At 39.1% G+C, this 18,919-nt stretch carries 21 protein-coding genes and 1 pseudogene; 15 read left to right on the forward strand and 7 right to left on the reverse strand.

The window, feature by feature from the left end; genetic code table 11:
- The first annotated feature begins 120 nt into the window (after positions 1 to 120).
- Positions 121 to 1,365 (forward strand): metallophosphoesterase family protein, encoded by a 1,245-nt coding sequence (locus AC6HZ4_RS12220; protein WP_497495287.1) that lies wholly within the window; start codon positions 121 to 123, stop codon positions 1,363 to 1,365.
- Positions 1,366 to 1,433: 68 nt separating this feature from the next.
- Here AC6HZ4_RS12220 and AC6HZ4_RS12225 read toward each other — a convergent pair.
- Together AC6HZ4_RS12225 and AC6HZ4_RS12230 are read right to left on the reverse strand one after the other, a co-directional pair.
- Positions 1,434 to 1,580: pseudogene (locus tag AC6HZ4_RS12225) on the reverse strand (IS4 family transposase); the annotation flags it as partial.
- A gap of 439 nt (positions 1,581 to 2,019) precedes the next feature.
- Positions 2,020 to 2,616, reverse strand: coding sequence for a class I SAM-dependent methyltransferase (locus AC6HZ4_RS12230; RefSeq protein ID WP_497495288.1), 597 nt, complete (start codon positions 2,614 to 2,616; stop codon positions 2,020 to 2,022).
- Positions 2,617 to 3,172: 556 nt separating this feature from the next.
- Here AC6HZ4_RS12230 and AC6HZ4_RS12235 point away from each other — a divergent pair.
- From AC6HZ4_RS12235 to AC6HZ4_RS12250, 4 genes are all read left to right on the forward strand, one after another.
- Positions 3,173 to 3,586, forward strand: a complete 414-nt coding sequence (locus tag AC6HZ4_RS12235; RefSeq protein ID WP_497495289.1) for an EamA family transporter — start codon at positions 3,173 to 3,175, stop codon at positions 3,584 to 3,586.
- Positions 3,587 to 4,040: 454 nt separating this feature from the next.
- Positions 4,041 to 4,235 carry a hypothetical protein gene (locus tag AC6HZ4_RS12240; protein ID WP_497495290.1) on the forward strand — a complete coding sequence of 65 codons (195 nt, stop codon included), beginning with the start codon at positions 4,041 to 4,043 and terminating at the stop codon, positions 4,233 to 4,235.
- A 217-nt stretch (positions 4,236 to 4,452) separates the two neighbouring features.
- Entirely contained in the window at positions 4,453 to 5,883 is a 1,431-nt protein-coding gene (gene pdxR / locus AC6HZ4_RS12245) for a MocR-like pyridoxine biosynthesis transcription factor PdxR (protein ID WP_497495292.1), read from the forward strand.
- 46 nt (positions 5,884 to 5,929) lie between these two features.
- A complete protein-coding gene (locus AC6HZ4_RS12250) occupies positions 5,930 to 6,379 on the forward strand; it encodes a YfmQ family protein (protein ID WP_497495293.1) in 450 nt (149 codons plus the stop codon).
- 311 nt (positions 6,380 to 6,690) lie between these two features.
- Here the strand turns inward: AC6HZ4_RS12250 and AC6HZ4_RS12255 are convergent, their stop codons facing one another.
- Entirely contained in the window at positions 6,691 to 7,185 is a 495-nt protein-coding gene (locus tag AC6HZ4_RS12255) for a dihydrofolate reductase (protein ID WP_497495294.1), read from the reverse strand.
- Positions 7,186 to 7,595: 410 nt separating this feature from the next.
- On the opposite strand from AC6HZ4_RS12255, the gene AC6HZ4_RS12260 reads away from it, so the two are divergent.
- Both AC6HZ4_RS12260 and AC6HZ4_RS12265 read left to right on the forward strand, forming a co-directional pair.
- Positions 7,596 to 8,078 (forward strand): dihydrofolate reductase, encoded by a 483-nt coding sequence (locus tag AC6HZ4_RS12260; RefSeq protein ID WP_497495296.1) that lies wholly within the window; start codon positions 7,596 to 7,598, stop codon positions 8,076 to 8,078.
- Between the two features lie 168 nt (positions 8,079 to 8,246).
- Positions 8,247 to 8,963, forward strand: coding sequence for a lysophospholipid acyltransferase family protein (locus tag AC6HZ4_RS12265; RefSeq protein ID WP_497495298.1), 717 nt, complete (start codon positions 8,247 to 8,249; stop codon positions 8,961 to 8,963).
- A 116-nt stretch (positions 8,964 to 9,079) separates the two neighbouring features.
- Here AC6HZ4_RS12265 and AC6HZ4_RS12270 read toward each other — a convergent pair whose 3' ends face one another.
- The 4 genes from AC6HZ4_RS12270 to trhA all read right to left on the reverse strand — a co-directional run bounded on the left by AC6HZ4_RS12270 (position 9,080) and on the right by trhA (position 12,347).
- Positions 9,080 to 9,562, reverse strand: coding sequence for a heme-degrading domain-containing protein (locus tag AC6HZ4_RS12270; protein ID WP_497495300.1), 483 nt, complete (start codon positions 9,560 to 9,562; stop codon positions 9,080 to 9,082).
- Positions 9,563 to 9,572: 10 nt separating this feature from the next.
- The gene (locus tag AC6HZ4_RS12275) at positions 9,573 to 10,619 is read right to left on the reverse strand and encodes an oxidoreductase (protein WP_497495301.1); all 1,047 of its coding nucleotides are present in this window, start codon (positions 10,617 to 10,619) and stop codon (positions 9,573 to 9,575) included.
- Positions 10,616 to 11,392, reverse strand: a complete 777-nt coding sequence (locus tag AC6HZ4_RS12280; RefSeq protein WP_497495302.1) for a DeoR/GlpR family DNA-binding transcription regulator — start codon at positions 11,390 to 11,392, stop codon at positions 10,616 to 10,618. The genes AC6HZ4_RS12275 and AC6HZ4_RS12280 overlap by 4 nt, the downstream gene beginning before the upstream one ends.
- Positions 11,393 to 11,708: 316 nt before the next feature.
- Positions 11,709 to 12,347, reverse strand: coding sequence for a PAQR family membrane homeostasis protein TrhA (gene trhA, locus AC6HZ4_RS12285; RefSeq protein WP_497495303.1), 639 nt, complete (start codon positions 12,345 to 12,347; stop codon positions 11,709 to 11,711).
- 185 nt (positions 12,348 to 12,532) lie between these two features.
- On the opposite strand from trhA, the gene iadA reads away from it, so the two are divergent.
- The 8 genes from iadA to ureC all read left to right on the forward strand — a co-directional run bounded on the left by iadA (position 12,533) and on the right by ureC (position 18,914).
- Entirely contained in the window at positions 12,533 to 13,708 is a 1,176-nt protein-coding gene (iadA, locus tag AC6HZ4_RS12290) for a beta-aspartyl-peptidase (RefSeq protein WP_497495690.1), read from the forward strand.
- Positions 13,709 to 13,819: 111 nt separating this feature from the next.
- The gene (locus AC6HZ4_RS12295) at positions 13,820 to 13,999 is read left to right on the forward strand and encodes a twin-arginine translocase TatA/TatE family subunit (protein ID WP_497495305.1); all 180 of its coding nucleotides are present in this window, start codon (positions 13,820 to 13,822) and stop codon (positions 13,997 to 13,999) included.
- A gap of 70 nt (positions 14,000 to 14,069) precedes the next feature.
- Positions 14,070 to 14,828 carry a twin-arginine translocase subunit TatC gene (gene tatC / locus AC6HZ4_RS12300; protein ID WP_497495306.1) on the forward strand — a complete coding sequence of 253 codons (759 nt, stop codon included), beginning with the start codon at positions 14,070 to 14,072 and terminating at the stop codon, positions 14,826 to 14,828.
- 164 nt (positions 14,829 to 14,992) lie between these two features.
- Positions 14,993 to 15,244: a DUF2535 family protein gene (locus AC6HZ4_RS12305; protein ID WP_497495307.1), complete on the forward strand. Its 252-nt coding sequence runs from the start codon at positions 14,993 to 14,995 to the stop codon at positions 15,242 to 15,244.
- 358 nt (positions 15,245 to 15,602) lie between these two features.
- Positions 15,603 to 16,190 carry an SCO family protein gene (locus AC6HZ4_RS12310; RefSeq protein ID WP_497495308.1) on the forward strand — a complete coding sequence of 196 codons (588 nt, stop codon included), beginning with the start codon at positions 15,603 to 15,605 and terminating at the stop codon, positions 16,188 to 16,190.
- A gap of 380 nt (positions 16,191 to 16,570) precedes the next feature.
- Positions 16,571 to 16,873: an urease subunit gamma gene (locus AC6HZ4_RS12315; RefSeq protein ID WP_497495309.1), complete on the forward strand. Its 303-nt coding sequence runs from the start codon at positions 16,571 to 16,573 to the stop codon at positions 16,871 to 16,873.
- Positions 16,874 to 16,884: 11 nt separating this feature from the next.
- Entirely contained in the window at positions 16,885 to 17,208 is a 324-nt protein-coding gene (locus AC6HZ4_RS12320; protein ID WP_497495310.1) for an urease subunit beta, read from the forward strand.
- On the forward strand, positions 17,205 to 18,914 hold the full coding sequence (gene ureC / locus AC6HZ4_RS12325) for an urease subunit alpha (RefSeq protein ID WP_497495311.1): 1,710 nt from the start codon (positions 17,205 to 17,207) through the stop codon (positions 18,912 to 18,914). Before AC6HZ4_RS12320 ends, ureC begins: the two co-directional genes overlap by 4 nt.
- Positions 18,915 to 18,919 lie beyond the last annotated feature (5 nt).

The raw sequence follows: 18,919 nt of genomic DNA on the forward strand, positions 1-18,919 counted from the left end.
TCACAATTACTAAATTAAAACCATACATTTACAAAAAAGAAATAAATACTCAAAGTCTATTTGCTAATCTGTTAATAGATTTACTTTTGAAACATTTATTGGAAGAAATGGGGGTTTTTTATGAGCAATCAGGATTCAAGGAAAGAGTTGAACAGACGGGAATTTATAAAAATAGGAGGAATGGGAGCACTTGCGTTAACAATTGGATCTGCTGGAGTTTCAACAGATGTATTCAGCAGTACAGCTCATGCCGAAACAAATGAGAATATAACCGAAGCAAATGATGATGCAAAAATCCAGTTTAATCCGGATGGAAAGTTCAAAATCGTACAGTTTAATGATGCTCAAGATGATGAGAACATTGATCGCCGGACTGTGCAGCTCATGGAAGCAGTGCTTGACAAAGAGAAACCGGATTTTGTTGTGCTCAACGGAGACAATATTACTGGGGGCTGTGATACGCCGGCTGAGATGAAACAAGCCATTAACAACGTCGCCCAGCCGATGGAAAAACGGGGTATAAAGTGGGCTATTACCTTCGGAAACCATGATGAGGATTCTACCCCAGTTGGTGGTCTTGATGAGGCAGCTATGCTCGAAATCTATATGTCTTACAAATATAACGTGAACCAACCCGGTGCAAAAGGCATTACCGGTACCGGCAACATGAACCTAATTATTAAGGATTCCAAGGGCAAGAGTCCGGCATTCAATCTATGGTTGCTTGATAGTGGAAGATATGCTCCGAATACGATCGCGGGACAGGATTTTCAAGGATATCCAACCTGGGATTGGCTCCGTTTTGACCAAGTGAGCTGGTATTATGAAACATCTAAAAGGCTGGAGAAACAATTTGGAAGAAAAATTCCTTCACTCATGTTCATTCATATTCCCCTATGGGAACACCGATATATGTGGTTTGCGAGTGTAGAAGGAAGAACGGACGAGAATCATGCGATTGCCATGCAAAAACACAATATCACAGGAGAAAGAAATGAGGAAGAGTGCCCAGGTCCGATTAACAGCGGAATGTTTTCGGCCATCTTGGCGAGGGGGGACGTTAAAGGTGTTTTTTGCGGACACGACCATGTGAATACATACGCGGGTAATTACTACGGAATCATGCTCGGCTATGCTGGCAGTGTTGGATTTGGCGCCTACGGACTTCCAGGTGCCGAAAGAAATAGACTGCGTGGTGCACGCGTATTCAATCTGGATGAAAATACGGAAAATGTCCTTGTTGAAACCTACATGGTTTTCGCTAGGGATTATGGCATAGATTTGACAGCAAACGATCAAAGTATCGCTCCTGCACCACTAGAGAATAGCAAGAAAGAAGAGAAAGTAGTGAATAGGCAAGGTTAATTGTCTGAAATTTATCCTATCTAGAGAAAGAAGAAAAAATATATTTGAAGCAATGCTCTAGAAGATGTAAGTGACACAAGGTCCTGTCCACTGTATTTGCTGGTTCGACGGACAAACCCTACTTCTTTAGCGATTTTCTGAAGAGTTTGAGGTGATAAAAACCGCCGTAGTTCCTGAGAGAAGAGATGTAATTCCTCTGAAAGTGAGAGATCCATAAAAAACGTCATCCTTATCAATGATTCTAATAAAAGGATAGCGTATTTCTTGCGTATAGGGGATGTATATATAGTATATATAGTCCCCTATAATGTCTTAAAAGCCTTGTATAAGCCTTATACGGCTTTATAAGGCTATATACAATCTATGTATCTGTGAATATAAAAGGTTATATGCTATAACGTATCAAGAAAAGAGGAAACTCGATTTTCGCCCCGCGAAATTTCGTTTCTAAACCTTAATCCAAAAAAATAAAAATAACATCAAGAAACGATCAACAATAGAAAGTTTAACTAACCAAAAATGTCAAAAGAACCAGTCACATCAACAGGGAATAAACTAGACCAATGACATTTTACAATGTCAAAGGCCAACACCCTTGATATGAATGGTTCCTTTTTAGAGATTATGTGAACTAAGAAATAAAAAAACAAGAAATCACTTTATACTACTGGATATAAACATTGAGGCATCTTGATTCATAAAAATACGATTGCCATGATAGAATGTCTTAATTTCAATTGATTGAAATCCAACCTCAGATAATCTTTTTTTCAGTTCTTCATGCGAAAAACCGTTATGAACTTTCGGATGATTTATTTTATCGTTTTTGTCAAAATCAATAATAATTAGCTTGCCACCATTATTTAAAATGTTGAACAATTCTTGTAAAATTTTTTTAGTATCCGGAATATGAAGAAGGACTAGTGACATTAAAACTATGTCTGCCTTAAGTTCAGGAGTTTCTTGAGTAAAATCTGAATAAAGTACTTTTGAGTTGGTAATTCCTTTGTGAGAAATTTTAGCTTTCGCAACCTCCAACATTTGTTTTGATGAATCTACCAATAAAATAGAATCTACTAAATCTGATAATTCTAAACTAATTAGACCAGTACCACTCCCATAGTCTATTAAAGATTTTGATTTACTATTTCGTAATTCTGGTCTTACTTCCTTAACTATAACTTTAGCTAATTCAATTCTTTCTTCTGTATCATATCTTTTTGCCATCTGTTCAAAAACGTTATTTTCCATATTCCACTCAGCTTCCCTATTTATTAAAAATTAAACCTACATAGTGGTTATTATAGCAAAAATCAAAACCTTGAGGGGCGATTCTTCCACTCAGCTTCCCTATTTATTAAAAATTAAACCTACATAGTGGTTATTATAGCAAAAATCAAAACCTTGAGGGGCGACTCTTCCACTCAAACCCTTTCGTATAGACCATCTTGCCCCTCGAAAAATTTTTAAAAAATCATCTATATAGGGGTAGTGTCACATGTCCATCAAGTTAAGAATTCAAAATTACCCCAAAACAAAGATTTTGCACAAATTGCTTAATTTTATCGTTTTGGGGTAGTTTATTTTTGTTAGGTTGATGGCTATGGGGTTCTGCCAATAAAACACACATATCCAGGTTTTGTCGACGGGGCCTCAGAAGGGGAATAAGACTGAGGAAGTTAAGGTCGCAGAAGGACAGGCGGTGAGGGGAATTCATTGCATACATATAGGTTCGTAATTATATTACCTTCTGTGAATTAAAAAAAACTGAACTTCTTAATAAAAAGGAAAAAGGGGTGAACAAAACGTGAGTATAATATTAGCCTTACTAGCAGCGTTATTTGCTGCTGTCACAACTATATTAGCGAAAATCGGGATTGAAAAGGTTGATTCTAATGCGGCCACATTGATTCGGACTTTAGTAATTATTATTTTTATCTGGACAATTGTTTTCTTTCAGGGAACACATACAGAAATGAAAAACATTACGAAAAAATCTTTCCTATTTCTCATTTTGTCCGGTGCTGTGACTGGGCTCTCATGGTTATGCTACTTTGCAGCAATCGCAGTCGGAAAAGTTTCTATCGTAGCACCAATTGATAAGTTCAGTGCTGTTATTACAATGATTCTCAGTTTCATCATCTTAAAAGAGCGACCTTCTAAAAATACAATGATTGGCGGTGCTGTGATCACTATTGGTACAGCGATGTTTATTCTATAATAAACTGCTTAATTAAGAATTTGTTAAATGCTGTAGGTATGAGAATTTGTTTTAAGCTAGAGAATTCCAGATGAGAATGGAATTCCCTAGCTTTTTGTGCTGGTTTGTATATTCATTAACTAACAGGTACTGATTAAACAGTAGATATTGATATGTTTATGAAAATATAAGGATCACCATCTTTTTTATAAAGTGGTTGGTTTGAAAATCACTGAATTGGATGGTTACTTTTTTTGTACGATCATTATGATTAAGAAGAAAAGAAAGTTCTATGATTGTTTTCTCTACATGTATCTTTAGTCTACAAAAGGCAATTGAAGTCGCTATTGAAGCATAGAAGATAGATGAAAACATAGCTAAAATAAAGTTTTATATGATTGGGAATCTATGATGATAATTGGTATGAAAAACAATTACGGGCAACTAGCTGCCAACTTTAGAAAGGAGAGAGCTAATGAAATTTGCTCTTATCTTAGTCGTAATTATAAGCATTGTATCGCTTTTAAGTACAATAATGGCTGCAAGAAATGTGGAGACAGACTATGGCAAGTCTGTTAAACGAAATGTAACAAACTTGTCCGTTATCTATCTTATACTTTTTTTGATTCTTATTGTAGGAATCACGTGGTATATAGTTGTGGTTTTGTAGTTTCTTTCAACGCAGCAACAGGCAGGGATAGATGAGCTATAAAGATTAGCAGTTCTTTGGCTTGCATCTATTTTAGTTGATAACGTGCTTTTTAACATTTTACTGCTTTTATCGGCATCAATAAAAGCTGTGTGTAAGATGTGGCGAGATTTTACTTGTACTAGCCATTTCACTATAATAATGCTAGCGAAGAAACGATAGTAAGGATGAAACCGATATGGAATGGAAGCCGAATCGTGAAGATAAGAAACCTATTTATAAACAGATTGTGGATTATATTGAACAAGGAATTTCGTCAGGGGAATTTCCGCCAGACAGTGTTTTGCCTTCGGAGCGTGCTTTAGCAAATGAGTTACAAGTTAACCGAAGCACAGTAGTAGCTGCATACGAAGAATTACAAGCGCTTGGGGTCATAAAGCGGAAGAAAGGAAGCGGAACACGGGTAAGTACAGATATATGGGGGCTATCGCATAAACGTATACCTAACTGGGGGCGATATGTGGAGGATGGCTCGTTCCTTCCTAATTTACCTTTGGTGCAACGAATTCGTAAGGAAACCCAAAAGAACGATTTAATCAATTTAGCCAGCGGTGAATTATCACCAGATTTGTTTCCAAGCAATCAGTTCCGCACGATTTTTTCTGAGAAGCCTTTTGAGGGACAATTAGGTTACGATCATCCACAAGGAAATGCGATGTTAAGGGAAACCATTTCCTTGCATGTTAAGGAGTATAAGAATATAGATACTGACCCTGCATCTGTTTTAATTACATCAGGCGCTCAACAAGCTTTGCACCTGATTGTCCAATGTTTGCTTAAGCCGGGAGATGCTGTTGCGATTGAGGATCCATCTTATTGTTTTTCCTTGCCGATATTTCAGTCCGCTGGGTTAAGAACATTTCTTTTGCCTGTGGATAAACATGGTATCAACCCAGATGATCTTATATCCTTACACAAAAAGCATCGAATCCGAATGCTTTTCTTAAATCCGGATTACCAAAATCCTACAGGAACTGTCCTTTCGCTGGAACGCCGAAAGCAGGTGTTAGAATTGTCATCTGAGTTCGGTATTCCAATTATTGAAGATGATCCGTATAGTTTAACTTCCTTCAATGAGGAGATAAATCCAACTTTAAAGTCTATGGACTCCAACGGTAACGTTCTATACATTAGCTCTTTATCAAAAATTGTAGCATCTGGCTTGCGGATTGGTTGGATTATCGGTCCTTCACAGGTAATTCAGCGTCTGGCAGATGCAAAACAGCAGATTGACTTTGGACATAGTGTGTTCCCGCAATGGGTAGCAAATGAATTTCTAGGATCCGAACATTTTAGTCCGCACATTGGTATGCTTCGGAAGCAGCTTAAACAACGAAGAGATGAGATGACCTCAAGTATTAAAGAATATTTAGCTGATCAAATGGATTGCTTCATTCCTGAGGGCGGGATTCACCTATGGTGTAAATTAAAGAGTTCTATTAATGAGTATGACTTGTTAGAAAAGTCTATGGAAAAAGGTGTAGCCTTCGTTCCAGGAAGTATTTTTGGTTCAGAAAAAGGGTATGTACGCTTTACCTTTGGCCGAGGAGAAACTCACTTAATTCGGGAAGGTATTTCGAGATTCGCGGATACTTTAAAAAATATTTAACGTAATATAATGATGTTAATTTAGAACGTAACGGAGATGATGAAATATGACATGGGCTGTTTTAGTTCCGATCATTCTCATGGGTATTATTAAAGTAGTAGTGAGTTCTCTTCCAAACAGTACCGTGGGATGGCTTATCAGCAAATTTGAAATACATTCAAAACTTAGTGAAGCGAATGTCATCGTAACCATTGACGGAAAATGCTTGGAAGGTGAAGACAAAATTCAAGTGATTCGTTATTTTAACGAAGCTGCATTTATAGAACGGTACCCTATATTTCCAGGTTATGAGCAATCGTATTTACATCCAGAGAACAGAGGGACTTCAGTGGTCATTGATACGAAAAGAGGCAAAAAGGATGTTAGGTTATTTGTGTACATTTACAACGACCACGTTGATGTAGTCAAACAGTACAAGAAGAAAGTAGTCGCGTATCGTCTGCTTTCTGATAGTCTCCAGAAAACGTTCTATGTCAGTAACAGGGATTTAGCTTGAAAGGTCCATAAAACGACGATCTTTTTGATCATGTGCATGGCCTCAATCCCAGCCAAAATCTAGTTAGCCTTTAAGCTTAACACAGGTTGGCAAGATAAGATCAGCTGAGAAACCAGAGATTCTCCATGACTGCTTTTATGTTAAATCATATAGACTCTTAATCTCTAAATTGTAGAGATCTTTTTATCTCATCAATCTCAAAGGCTGAACGAAGTCTTATGTTATAGAACATGTGATATGTATACGGAGGAACTAGTATAGATCCTTTTTCACTAAGATGTAAAAAACAGCTAAAGATTCTTCTTTAGCTGTTAATTCAATGAATCTTTATGGAGTACATAGAAAGTATGAGGGTAGATATTTCTTTCATCTACCCGTCCTTCCTCCTGATAAACCGTAGTCCATTCTTCTTTGTTGAAAGATGGGAAATATGTATCACCATCAAACTCATGGTGAATTTGTGTTATGTACATTTTATGAACGTAAGGAAGAAAAAGCTGATAAATCTCTGTTCCTCCAAATATAAAAATCTCTCTCGAATCATTTTTAAATTCCGAAATTACTTCTTCCAAAGAATGACTTACTTGACAACCCTCTATCTTTAAACTTTTATCTCTCGTTAATACTACATTCAAACGGTTAGGTAAAGGTTTTCCAATAGACTCAAAGTTCTTTCTGCCTAGAATAATAACATTGTTAGTTGTTAATTCCTTCACTCGCTTTAAATCGTTAGGTAGATGCCAAGGTAAGGTATTGTCTTTTCCTATGACGCCATTCTGATCCATTGCAACAATTAATGAAAACATGTTTAATGGCCCCTTTCTAAATTATAAAATGTACTTGTTGTGTTCGGTTGTATTAGTTGCATGTTTATCCAATGATTGTTAGGAAATCTATTGAATATTTATTGTAGACGACGCTCCCTGTATCTTATCATACGTTACTAAAATCGTATATGTAACAATAAGGAATGTGTAAGCTTTTCAATCGTTTTAAGAACATGACCTTGAAAGGTAGAATGAATCAATATGATGATTTGATTAAATTTTGCTGCATAGAGAATAATATTGTAAGGTGTTAACATATGTAACGAGAAACACAGATAGTTGATTTTATTTCAAGGTAAAGAGTAAAAGTGGTCTTTACTTTTGGAAATTTTAATTCGTTTGGTTATAATTTGTATACTCTAAAAATTGTATAAGGGAGGAAACCTACTATGCTTTCCGGTATTGTCGCAATGGACAAAAATAGATTAATCGGCAGAGATAATGATTTACCTTGGCGTCTCCCTGCGGACCTAGCCTATTTCAAAAAAGTAACGATGGGGCATCCAATCATCATGGGACGGAAAACATTTGAAGCTATAGGCAAGCCGTTGCCGGGAAGAAGAAACATCATTATAACGAGAAATGAGCAATATGAGCAGCCAGGATGTGAGGTGCTGTATTCTATTGAGGACATTTATAAAGTGGGCAGTGGTACTGAAGAAGTGTTTGTCATTGGAGGGGCAGAAATTTTTAAAGAGGTGATGCCGATGATGGACAGACTATATGTTACGTATATTGATGAAGAATTTGAAGGTGACACCTATTTTCCTAATATAAATGATAACGAGTGGAAAGTGATATCGGAGGAACCAGGAATAACAGATGAAAAAAATCCATATCATTATCGCTTTGTTGTGTATGAAAAGCGTTAGGGGATATAAGATAATACGATTCGATGGAGGTCTGCTCATGAGGCGGGCCTTCACGTTTGTTGTTGTCTTCTATTTTCTGTCTATTCCCTCATTTTCTGTTTCTCTTCTTCTTTTTCTTCGGCTTGTCCTGTATAATGAATACGAATGTACTTTAGATGGGGGTCTTCTATGATTCGTACTATTTTTTCTGCTGTATATATTTTTATTCTTGTTCTTCGAACCGCACCAAGATTATTTCGCATGCAGAAGCTAGCAGAAACGATTGCACCTGAGGAAAAGGATCGGCTCGTACATAAAACGCCTGATTGGTTTGGCAAACGAATGGTTCGCATTACTGGTTCTACAGTGGAAGTAAAAGGATTAGAGCATATACCGCAAGATCGAGCTGTTCTTGTAGTTGCCAACCACCAAAGTAATTTTGATATTCCAGTGTTAATGGGGTATTTAAACAAACCAATTGGTTTTATTTCGAAAGCAGAAATGAAGAAGATTCCGATTGCGGCGCACTGGATGGAACTCATGAATAGTGTATTTATGGACCGTAGTGACCGGCGTCAATCGCTGCAGGCAATTAAAGAGGGGATAGAGAATTTAAAAGCAGGCCATTCACTTGTTGTGTTTCCGGAAGGTACTCGCAGCAAAAGTGGTAAAATGGCAGAGTTTAAAACAGGCAGCTTCCACCTTGCAACAAAGTCGGGTGTTCCGATTTTACCAGTTACGATTAATGGAACGTATAATATTTTAGAAGGAAATGGGAATAGAATTCGTCCTGCTCGTGTTACACTTACGATCTCTGAGCCGATTTATGAGGAAGAGTACAAAGACATGGATTTAAAGGAACTTGCTAGCTATACACAAAATATTATTCAGTCTAAATTATCGTAAAAAACAAGGCTGTCCCAAAAGATTATGCTTAGTGATCTTTTGGGACAGCCTTTTCTTTTTTAACATAATTTCAAAAGAAGTCCCCTTCCTCAACGTATAGCGCAGGTGGGGGGCATCTAGTTTCCTTGCTCAAGCAACATTCGGATTCCAGTCACGATCAATTGGTGGTCTTCTTCTTGAGATAGCCCAGATACTGTAATCGTACCAACCACCCCGACATGTTTAATCGTGAGCGGAAAGGATCCGCCATGAACAGCATATTCCTCGGGACTAATAGAATACGTTTCAAAGTATGAACGGTTTTTAGACTCATTATAGAGCCTCATGAAATAGGAACTATGGTAATGTCTTGCGACAACTCGAGATTTTCGCTTAATCCAATGCTCTTGGTCAGGACTTGTTCCGTTCATTGCATGATAAAAAAGCTGTTGTCCCCCTCTTGTAATAGCAACCGCGATGCTCTTTCCTTCTTTTTTTGCTAATTCAATAATTAATAATCCTAGCTGTAAAGCTGTATCATTGGTAAATGTTGTGAATTGTAATTCCTCTTCTTGAGCTTGGATAAGTTTTAGCTTGTTTTCAATCGAATTGATTTCCATTGTTTTCTCCTTACTTGTCGATAAAGATAGCCCGTTTTTCCGCGCTGCTCTTAAGTGCAGCATGAATGATTTGAATAGTTTGCAAGCCTTCTCCTGCACGAACCGGGCATGGCTGTCCTTGGCGAATATGTTCAAATATTTGTTTATAATAGGATGTATAGGAACCAGGAAGGGTTTCCAATCTTGTTACAACTTCTTGTCCGTCTTCGTGGATTACTAATGTACCGTACCACTCAGGCTTGTCTTTGCCCCAATCGTCAGCTGTTGGATTTTTGCCTTCTTTTAATGCAGCTTCTTGTCCGTCAATTCCGTATTTAATAAAGCTGCCTTTACTGCCATGTACTTTAAACTTCGGTCCCTGTTCTGCGACAATTGAGCCGGAGTGTAAAAGAACCCGCAGCTTGTCATAACCCATAATGATGTGGAAATAATCATCTGCTTGTGCTCCGTCTCTTTGTGCAAATACGTCAGCCAGTACAAATTGCGGTTTGCCAAACAAGTGCAGCGCCTGATCAATTAAGTGGGAACCTAAGTCATACAGCATCCCAGATCCTTTTCCCTCCTGCTCTCTCCATCGATCTTGTACGTGCGGCCGGAATCGATCAAAGTGTGCTTCGTATGTATTAATCTCTCCGAGTGTGTTCTCTGCAATTAAATGTTTAATAGTTAAGAAGTCATTATCCCATCGTCTGTTTTGGTATACGCTTATCATGAGATGCCGTTCGTTTGCTAATTGAATCAGCTCTTCCGCTTCTTTGGGATCTATGACCATTGGTTTTTCAATTACAACATTTTTTCCGGCCAGCAAGCTTTGTTTCGCCATTTCATAATGGAGTGTATTTGGTGTTGTAATAACAACTAATTCAATCGTTTCATCTTGTAGTACAGCTTCTATAGTTTCTACTACTTGTACTGCTCCTAAATCTTTTGCTACCTTGTTAGGATTACGAGACATAACTTTGACAATGTCATATTCCGTTAATGCTTGCAGAAGAGGAGCGTGAAAGGTTGCTCCAGAGAATCCGTATCCAATTAAGCCTACTTTAATTGCATTCATTGGTAATCACCTCTTATGTTTTTGTCTGTTACAATCAATTCAATATTATAATTGTGCAGCTGTTGTTCTATTTCTGGAGGAGGAGCTTGATCAGTTATGACAATGTCAATTTCCTCCAGCCCGCACACCTTATGAAGAAATACTTTTTGAAATTTTGTATGTTCGGTAAGCACTATCACTCGCTGGGATGCTTGAATCATGCCTTTTTTTACATAGGCTTCATCTTCGTCAGGAGAGGTAAGACCTCCTATTCCAATACCGCATGCTCCAATAAATAACGTGTTAGCTTGATATTTTGCTAGCTCTTCAACAGTATGCAGGCCAACAAAATTCCGGTTATGGGGATTGAATTTTCCTCCGACCATATAAACAGTAACGTTTGGACGCTCGCTCAAGCTTGTAATAATATCGATTGAATTAGTAATGGCGGTCACATCGCTGTTCCTCATATAGCGAGCAGTGAGCTCTACAGTAGTGGAAGTGTCGAAGAGGATAGTATCGTGATCATGAATAAATGAACACGCTTTTTGAGCAATGTGTTCTTTTGCTTTGGATATACCTCGCTCCCGATAATGAGTAACGCGAGAATGCTGGGAGGAGAGGATGGCGCCTCTTTTTATTCTCACAATATCCCCATCTTCTTCAAGTTTCACTAAGTCCCGTCTTGCAGTATCGCGCGAGACTTGGAATTGCTCCATAATTTCCTCAAGGCTAATTTCGTTGCGGGCATGAAGTAATTCTTTAATCTGTTCGATGCGTTGTTTCTGAGACATGTATTCACCTCCATCTTCCAATGAGTACCATTGTATTAAGAGTAACCTTTTCACAAATAATAATCAAGCAAAAAACTTATATTTGTTTAAAAAATAAGTTTTTTGCTTAAATTATAAATAAGAGGTTCTTTACAGCATGCAAATAGTCGGATTGTCATATAATGGAAAAATAGATTTTTTACGCATATATGTAAAAAATCTATCTGTGCCGTAGTCTCAGGAAGGAAGAGAAGCCAATATAAAAACCCCACAGAGAATATTTCTATTACTCTGTGGGGTTACTTCATGTGAAAGAGTTTTGAGATAGCACCATTTTTTATAGCAAATATAACAAAACAGAAAAAAAGTGCATTGCCGTGCCTGCAACGACAAATAAGTGCCAAATTGCATGATGGAATTTAAAGCCTCGCCAAACATAAAATATAGCGCCTACGGTATATAAAACGCCTCCGATAACAAGCAGAACTACTCCGTTATGCGGAACGCTTTGTACGAGGGGCTTCCAGGCAAAGACAATCAGCCATCCCATTAATACATATAGTAAAGTGGAGATATGAAGGAATTTCTTTACAAAAAAAGATTTAAAAACTGTCCCAGCGACCGCAAGTCCCCACACAATCCCGAATAACGTCCATCCAAGCCACCCCTTTACCGCGATGAATAAAAATGGCGTGTATGTGCCGGCGATGAAAAAATAAATAGAGGAATGGTCAAGTATTTCGAATACATCCTTTGCTTTTCCATGTGGAAGAGCATGGACGAGTGTAGACGACAGGTATAAAATAACCATTGTGCTTCCAAATAATGTAAAGCTCACAACGTGCCAGGCTGTACCATGTAAGGAGGAGAATACGATGAGCAGAACGAGGGCAGCGATGCTCAGCAGCGCCCCAATTCCATGTGTAATCGAATTTGCGACTTCCTCTCCTTTAGAAAACGTATGTGTATTTGCCATCCGTATCATTCCTTTCGAATGCGAGGAGGCGTATAAAGGAATGCAGTGGTTCCTTCGCCTCATTCTTGAAAAAACATTAATTCTACCATATCATATATCAAGCGAATGGAAAACTGTTATACATTCGATTTCAAACTCGTTTGTTTTTCGTTGTACATATTACTGCGGAAGGAAGAGTGGCTATTGTGTTAACATTGCTTCAAAATGGAGAAGTGTATGCTCCGCATTATATAGGAAAAAAAGATGTTTTGCTTGTAGGTAATAAAATTGGATATATACAGGACACTATTGCAGTCCCTGATAATTTTGTGGATGTTCAGGTCATAGATGCTTCAGATACATATATTGTACCTGGGTTTATTGATCCGCACGTTCATATTATCGGCGGTGGCGGTGAAGGCGGCTTTAAGACGCGTACACCGGAATTGCAGCTAACAGATGCGACAACTTCAGGGATTACAACGATCGTTGGCGTGCTCGGTACAGACGGAACAACAAGGCGGATGGAGAGCTTATTGGCAAAGGCACGCGCGCTTGAGGAGGAAGGAATTACGTGCTATATTCATACCGGCTCGTACCACATACCTGTGCAAACACTAACGAATCGCATTCAGGATGATATTATTTTGATTGATAAAATTATTGGTGTTGGAGAGATTGCCATTTCAGATCACCGTTCTTCGCAGCCTGCGTTTGAAGAATTGGCAAAGGTAGCAGCAGCAGCTCGAAATGGCGGCATTTTATCAGGAAAGGCTGGTATAGTGGAAATTCATGTCGGTGATGGTGCGGCACAGCTGCAGCTTCTTGAGGAGATTATCGATAAAACAGAGATTCCAATTCGTCAGTTTCATCCAACTCATATTAACCGTAATCCGGAATTATTTGAAGCGGGCATCAGCTATGCAAAACGAGGCGGCTATGTCGATTTTACAACGAGTACAATTCCGCAGTTTTTGGAAGAAGGAGAAGTGAAATGCTCGCGCGGGCTTCGGGTCATGCTGGAGAGGGGTGTGCCGATTGGCTGCATCACATTTTCTTCCGACGGTCAAGCAAGCTTGCCAGCGTTTAGCGATGATGGAGAGTTTCTTGGCCTGCAGGTTGGAAGTGTATCTTCGCTTTTTCAAGAAGTGCGTGATGCAGTGTTGCAGGAGGGGGTCTCCCTCGAAACTGCGTTGCAAGTCATTACTTCTAACACTGCTCACATGTTAAAGCTGTCAGAAAAGGGTTATGTAAAGGAAGGTAAGGATGCTGATGTCGTGCTGCTAGATAGACACACACTGCAAATTACCTCGGTATTTGCAAGAGGAAGGTTGATGGTAGAGGGCGGTATTCCTGTTGTGAAGGGAACGTTTGAACGTTAAGTATCTCACTCAGCACATTTTTGTGTCAAAATAGTCCTTGTCGTTGACGGTTATACCTTTTTTTGTCACAATATAAATAGTAGTAACATGCCGTACTGAGGGGGAGAAAACATGCCAAACATTGGGTTTCCGGGATTAATCTTAATTTTAATTATTGCCCTTGTTGTATTTGGACCGAAAAAGCTTCCGGAGATTGGACGGGCATTCGGTGAAACATTAAAGGAGTTTAAGAAATCTACAAAGGATTTGCGTGATGACGTGTTTGAAGGGGACAGCAAGGACAAAAAATAAAAGCTGCATAAAAGGTGTAAGGTGAGACAATTCTCTTGCATCTTTTTTACGTGAGTGCGGAACGAAAAGTGTGGTGGAAAGAATGAATGATCAAGAGATGAGTTTGGTAGACCATTTGAGTGAACTGCGTAAACGTATTATCATTACGATGCTGTTCTTTTTTATTTTTTTGACAGTAGGCTTTATATATACGAAGGAAATTTATTCCTTTATTGTGAAGGATTTACCGATGAAGCTTACAGTGCTCGGGCCTAGCGATATTTTATGGATTTATTTTATCATTGCCAGCGTTTTTTCTATTGTTTGTACAATTCCTGTTGCTGCCCTGCAGCTTTGGTTGTTTGTGAAGCCTGCATTATCTCCAAATGAGCGACGCATGACACTTTTGTACGTTCCGGGGTTATTTATATTGTTCGTTGGTGGACTTTGCTTTGGTTACTTTGTTATTTTGCCGTTTGTGCTGCAGTTTCTAGTCAGTCTTGGTGAAGAGATGTTCCAATCGATGTTTACAACAGAAAAGTATTTTGAATTTGTTTTAAATATGACACTTCCGTTTGCGGTTTTGTTTGAATTGCCGGTAATTGCTATGTTTTTAACAAGCATTGGTTTATTAAACCCGATTGCCCTTCAAAAGATGAGGAAATATGCTTATTTCGTTTTAATTGTCATTGCGGTTAGTATTACGCCGCCGGATTTTATCTCAGATTTCTCTGTAGCGATTCCGCTTTTGTTTATTTATGAAATCAGTATTTCTGTCTCTAGGCTTGTATATAAACGCAGGTTAAAGCGAGATATGGAGAACTCGGTAGAAAGTGCCTTATATGAGTAGGCACTTTTTGTTTTTTTTGTTATAATATATTTGAAAGCGCATACAATAAAGAGAAGAAGTCCCATAAAATTTGAAGAAAATTCATAATTCTCCCGAAAATTAGACAAACTTTTTAAATCTATTCGTTTATACTAAAAATAAATCCCAAAAGAAGGATTGATATTGTGATAACGAAAAGCTTTTACTTTACTCATTCGTCTGGAAATTGTATTAAAATTGTTGATATCCCCGTGCTAGAAGTACAGCATCCTTTAACATTCCAAATTCAGTCACGTCTTCAATTGTTTGTCTCCAAAATTCAAAAGCATAGCAGTCCGAGATTTTCTTATTCGTTCCGAGAATATTTGCGTAATTGTCTTTCATGGGCGGACTACTCTAAAGTATATGAAATCAATTCGCTCGAAAAAAATGCATAGCAGCAGGTGTAAAAAGAGCGGAGCCATCACCCGCTTTTTTTATTTTTATGCGTGACTGTAAAAATAAAAGGTTGGCTACTGCAGGAAATAAGATACAGTGAGCGCCAGTAAAGCAGCACAACTTATGCAAAGGCGTGTTTGTAAATAATTCACGATAAAACCTCCTAAACGTCTTTATATATAGAATGTTCAGGAGGTTTTATATGTTATACATAAGAGGAGCGTTTTTCTGGTATTTTACTCTCTGTGCTGTTATATAAATTTGTATGTTTTGTGAACAAAACGAGCGATTCCATTTTTCTTTTTGCGCCTGTTTGTTACAATGAAGAGGAGTGTGTTGGAAAGGAGCTTACGTATTATGAAAATAACTCGGATGAAGTTTACAGCCGTGATATTCCTTTGCTTTGTTATAATGGCCGGCTGCGGTACAGGGTCGAAAATCCCCAAGGCATTAAATTGGGAGGTTGGGAACTTTGAGTACATAAATCAAAACGGGGAGCCTTATGGTCTAAAAGATTTAAAGGGCAAGGTATGGATTACGGATTTTATATTTACGAATTGTGAAACGGTTTGTCCGCCGATGACAGCGAATATGGCACGTCTGCAAAAAATGGCGCAGGAGGAGAGGTTGGATGTTCAATTTGTTTCTTTTAGTGTCGATCCAGCCTTGGACAAGCCGGAAGTTTTAAAGGCGTTCATACAAAAATATACGACAGATATAAGCAATTGGACACTTTTAACAGGCTATTCACAAGATGAGATCGAACGGTTTGCAAAAGAGAGTTTTCAAACGCTTGTTGATAAGCCGGATACAACAAGCCAAGTCCTGCACGGCACTTCCTTTTATTTAGTTGATCAAAATGGGAAAGTGATGAAGAAATATAGCGGTGTATCGAATACTCCATACGAGGATATCATTCGGGATATGAAAAGATTGTTACGATAAGCTGTAACGTTCACTTGCCAAGATTGTATAATTCATGTAAGAAAATATGACAAATATGTTGATTTAAGAGACTCCGATATAAGGGGTCTCTTTTTTTGTTAAAGAAGGAAGGGGATAGAAAACGAATATTAATATGGGTTTCAATCAGATTTGTTAGGGATTTTAGCGTTTGTTATAAGATTTTTCCAAATATAGTTGTAATTATCAGAAAATTATATATAATAGGAATATCGAATTATGTTATAAAATCTAACGTGTATTGGTACATCTCCTTACGATGAAGATGCTTCTGAAAAAAGCTTTTTCAAGACAATGAGAAAACAGTTCTAGAACCTCTTGGGAGGATAGTCGTATAACAAGAAATGGAAAGGGTGGTTCACATGAGGCTGACAGCTCGTGAACAGGAGAAATTGTTAATTGTTGTAGCAGCAGATTTGGCAAGGCGTCGGCAGGCAAGAGGGCTAAAGCTAAATTATCCGGAAGCTGTCGCGATACTTACATACGAAATTTTAGAGGGAGCACGTGATGGGCAATCGGTTACCTCCCTTATGCGTTACGGTACAACCATTTTAACGAGGGATGATGTAATGGAAGGGATTCCTGAGATGATTTCGGATATTCAAGTTGAGGCAACATTTCCAGATGGGACAAAGCTTGTTACCGTTCATAATCCAATTCGATAGGAGGGATTGTTTTGATACCAGGAGAATACAGATTACAAGCAGAGCCGATTATTTGCAACGCTGGTAAGAAGGGGCTAACGATGTTTGTAACCAATCGGGGTGACCGTCCTGTACAGGTTGGTTCACATTTTCACTTTTATGAGGTCAATGCAGCGCTGGCATTTGAGCGGGAAAAGGCATATGGTATGCATTTAAATATTCCGGCAGGGACGGCTGTTCGTTTTGAGCCGGGAGATGCGAAGGAAGTAGAGCTTGTTCCGTTTTCAGGCTCCCGACACGTATACGGTTTAAATAACGGTGTAAACGGAGCACTGGATAAGGAGGAAGAAGGATGAGCTTTCGTATGTCACGACAGCAATATGCGGATATGTTTGGTCCGACAACAGGTGATTGTATTCGTCTAGCAGATACCGATTTGTTTATTGAGATTGAAAAGGATTATACAGTATACGGAGATGAAGTGAAGTTCGGGGGCGGAAAGGTGATTCGCGATGGAATGGGGCAGCATCCGCTTGCAAAACGTGAAGAAGCGATGGATCTTGTACTGACAAATGCTGTCATTCTCGACTATACAGGCATCTATAAGGCAGATATCGGGGTAAAGGATGGGAAAATTGCTTCCATTGGAAAAGCGGGTAATCCGTTATTGATGGATTATGTAGATATGATCATTGGCGCTTCTACCGAAATTATTGCTGCTGAAGGAATGATTGTGACTGCAGGCGGCATTGATGCTCACATTCATTTTATCTGTCCGCAGCAAATTGATACTGCACTTTCCTCCGGGATTACAACGATGATCGGCGGCGGAACGGGACCGGCAACTGGTACAAAGGCAACGACGTGTACGCCAGGTGCATGGAATATATTTCGGATGCTTGAGGCAGCAGAAGCATTCCCGATAAATATTGGTTTCTTAGGAAAAGGGAATGCTTCGGCGGAGGATGCGCTTATTGAGCAAATTGAAGCGGGTGCCATTGGTCTAAAGCTTCACGAAGACTGGGGTACAACAACAGCAGCAATTGATGCAAGCTTACGCGTGGCAGACAAGTACGATATTCAAGTGGCGATTCATACAGATACGCTCAATGAAGGCGGGTTTTTAGAAGATACACTTGCTGCGATTAATGGGCGTGTCATTCATACATATCATACGGAAGGAGCAGGGGGAGGGCACGCGCCTGATATTATGAGGGCTGCGAGCTTTCCGAATGTGCTGCCTTCCTCTACAAACCCAACACGCCCGTATACAAAAAATACACTTGACGAGCACTTAGACATGCTTATGGTATGTCACCATCTGGACCCTGCCGTTCCTGAGGATATTGCCTTTGCTGATTCTCGTATTCGTAAGGAAACGATTGCTGCCGAAGACATTTTGCATGATTTAGGCGTATTTAGCATGATTAGCTCTGACTCGCAGGCAATGGGGCGCGTTGGAGAGGTCATCTCCCGTACGTGGCAAACAGCAGATAAAATGAAAAAGCAGCGTGGGAAGCTGGCAGGAGATACAGGAAATGGAGATAATTTCCGGGCAAAACGCTACGTTGCCAAATATACAATTAACCCGGCATTAGCGCATGGGATTTCGGAGTATGTTGGCTCGATAGAAGTTGGCAAGCTTGCTGATTTAGTTGTGTGGGAGCCTGCTTTTTTTGGAGTGAAACCAGAGATGGTAGTAAAAGGCGGAATGATTGCCAACAGTTTAATGGGAGATCCAAACGCTTCTATTCCAACGCCGCAGCCTGTTTTGTATCGCCCTATGTTTGCAAGCTTCGGGCAAGCACTTCATAAAACGGCTATTACGTTCGTATCGCAGGCAGCGATGCAAAGCGGTGTCCCGGAAAAGCTTGGCTTGAAAAAGATGGTTCAACCGGTGAGCGGTGTTCGGACGCTGCAGAAGAAGGACATGATTCACAATGGTGAAATGCCTCATATTGATGTAGATCCGCAAACATATGAAGTGAAGGTAGATGGAGAGTTGATTACGTGCGAGCCTGCGGAGGTTGTACCGATGGCTCAGCGATATTTCTTATTTTGAGGTGA

Source organism: Ectobacillus sp. OTK, assembly GCF_059698935.1.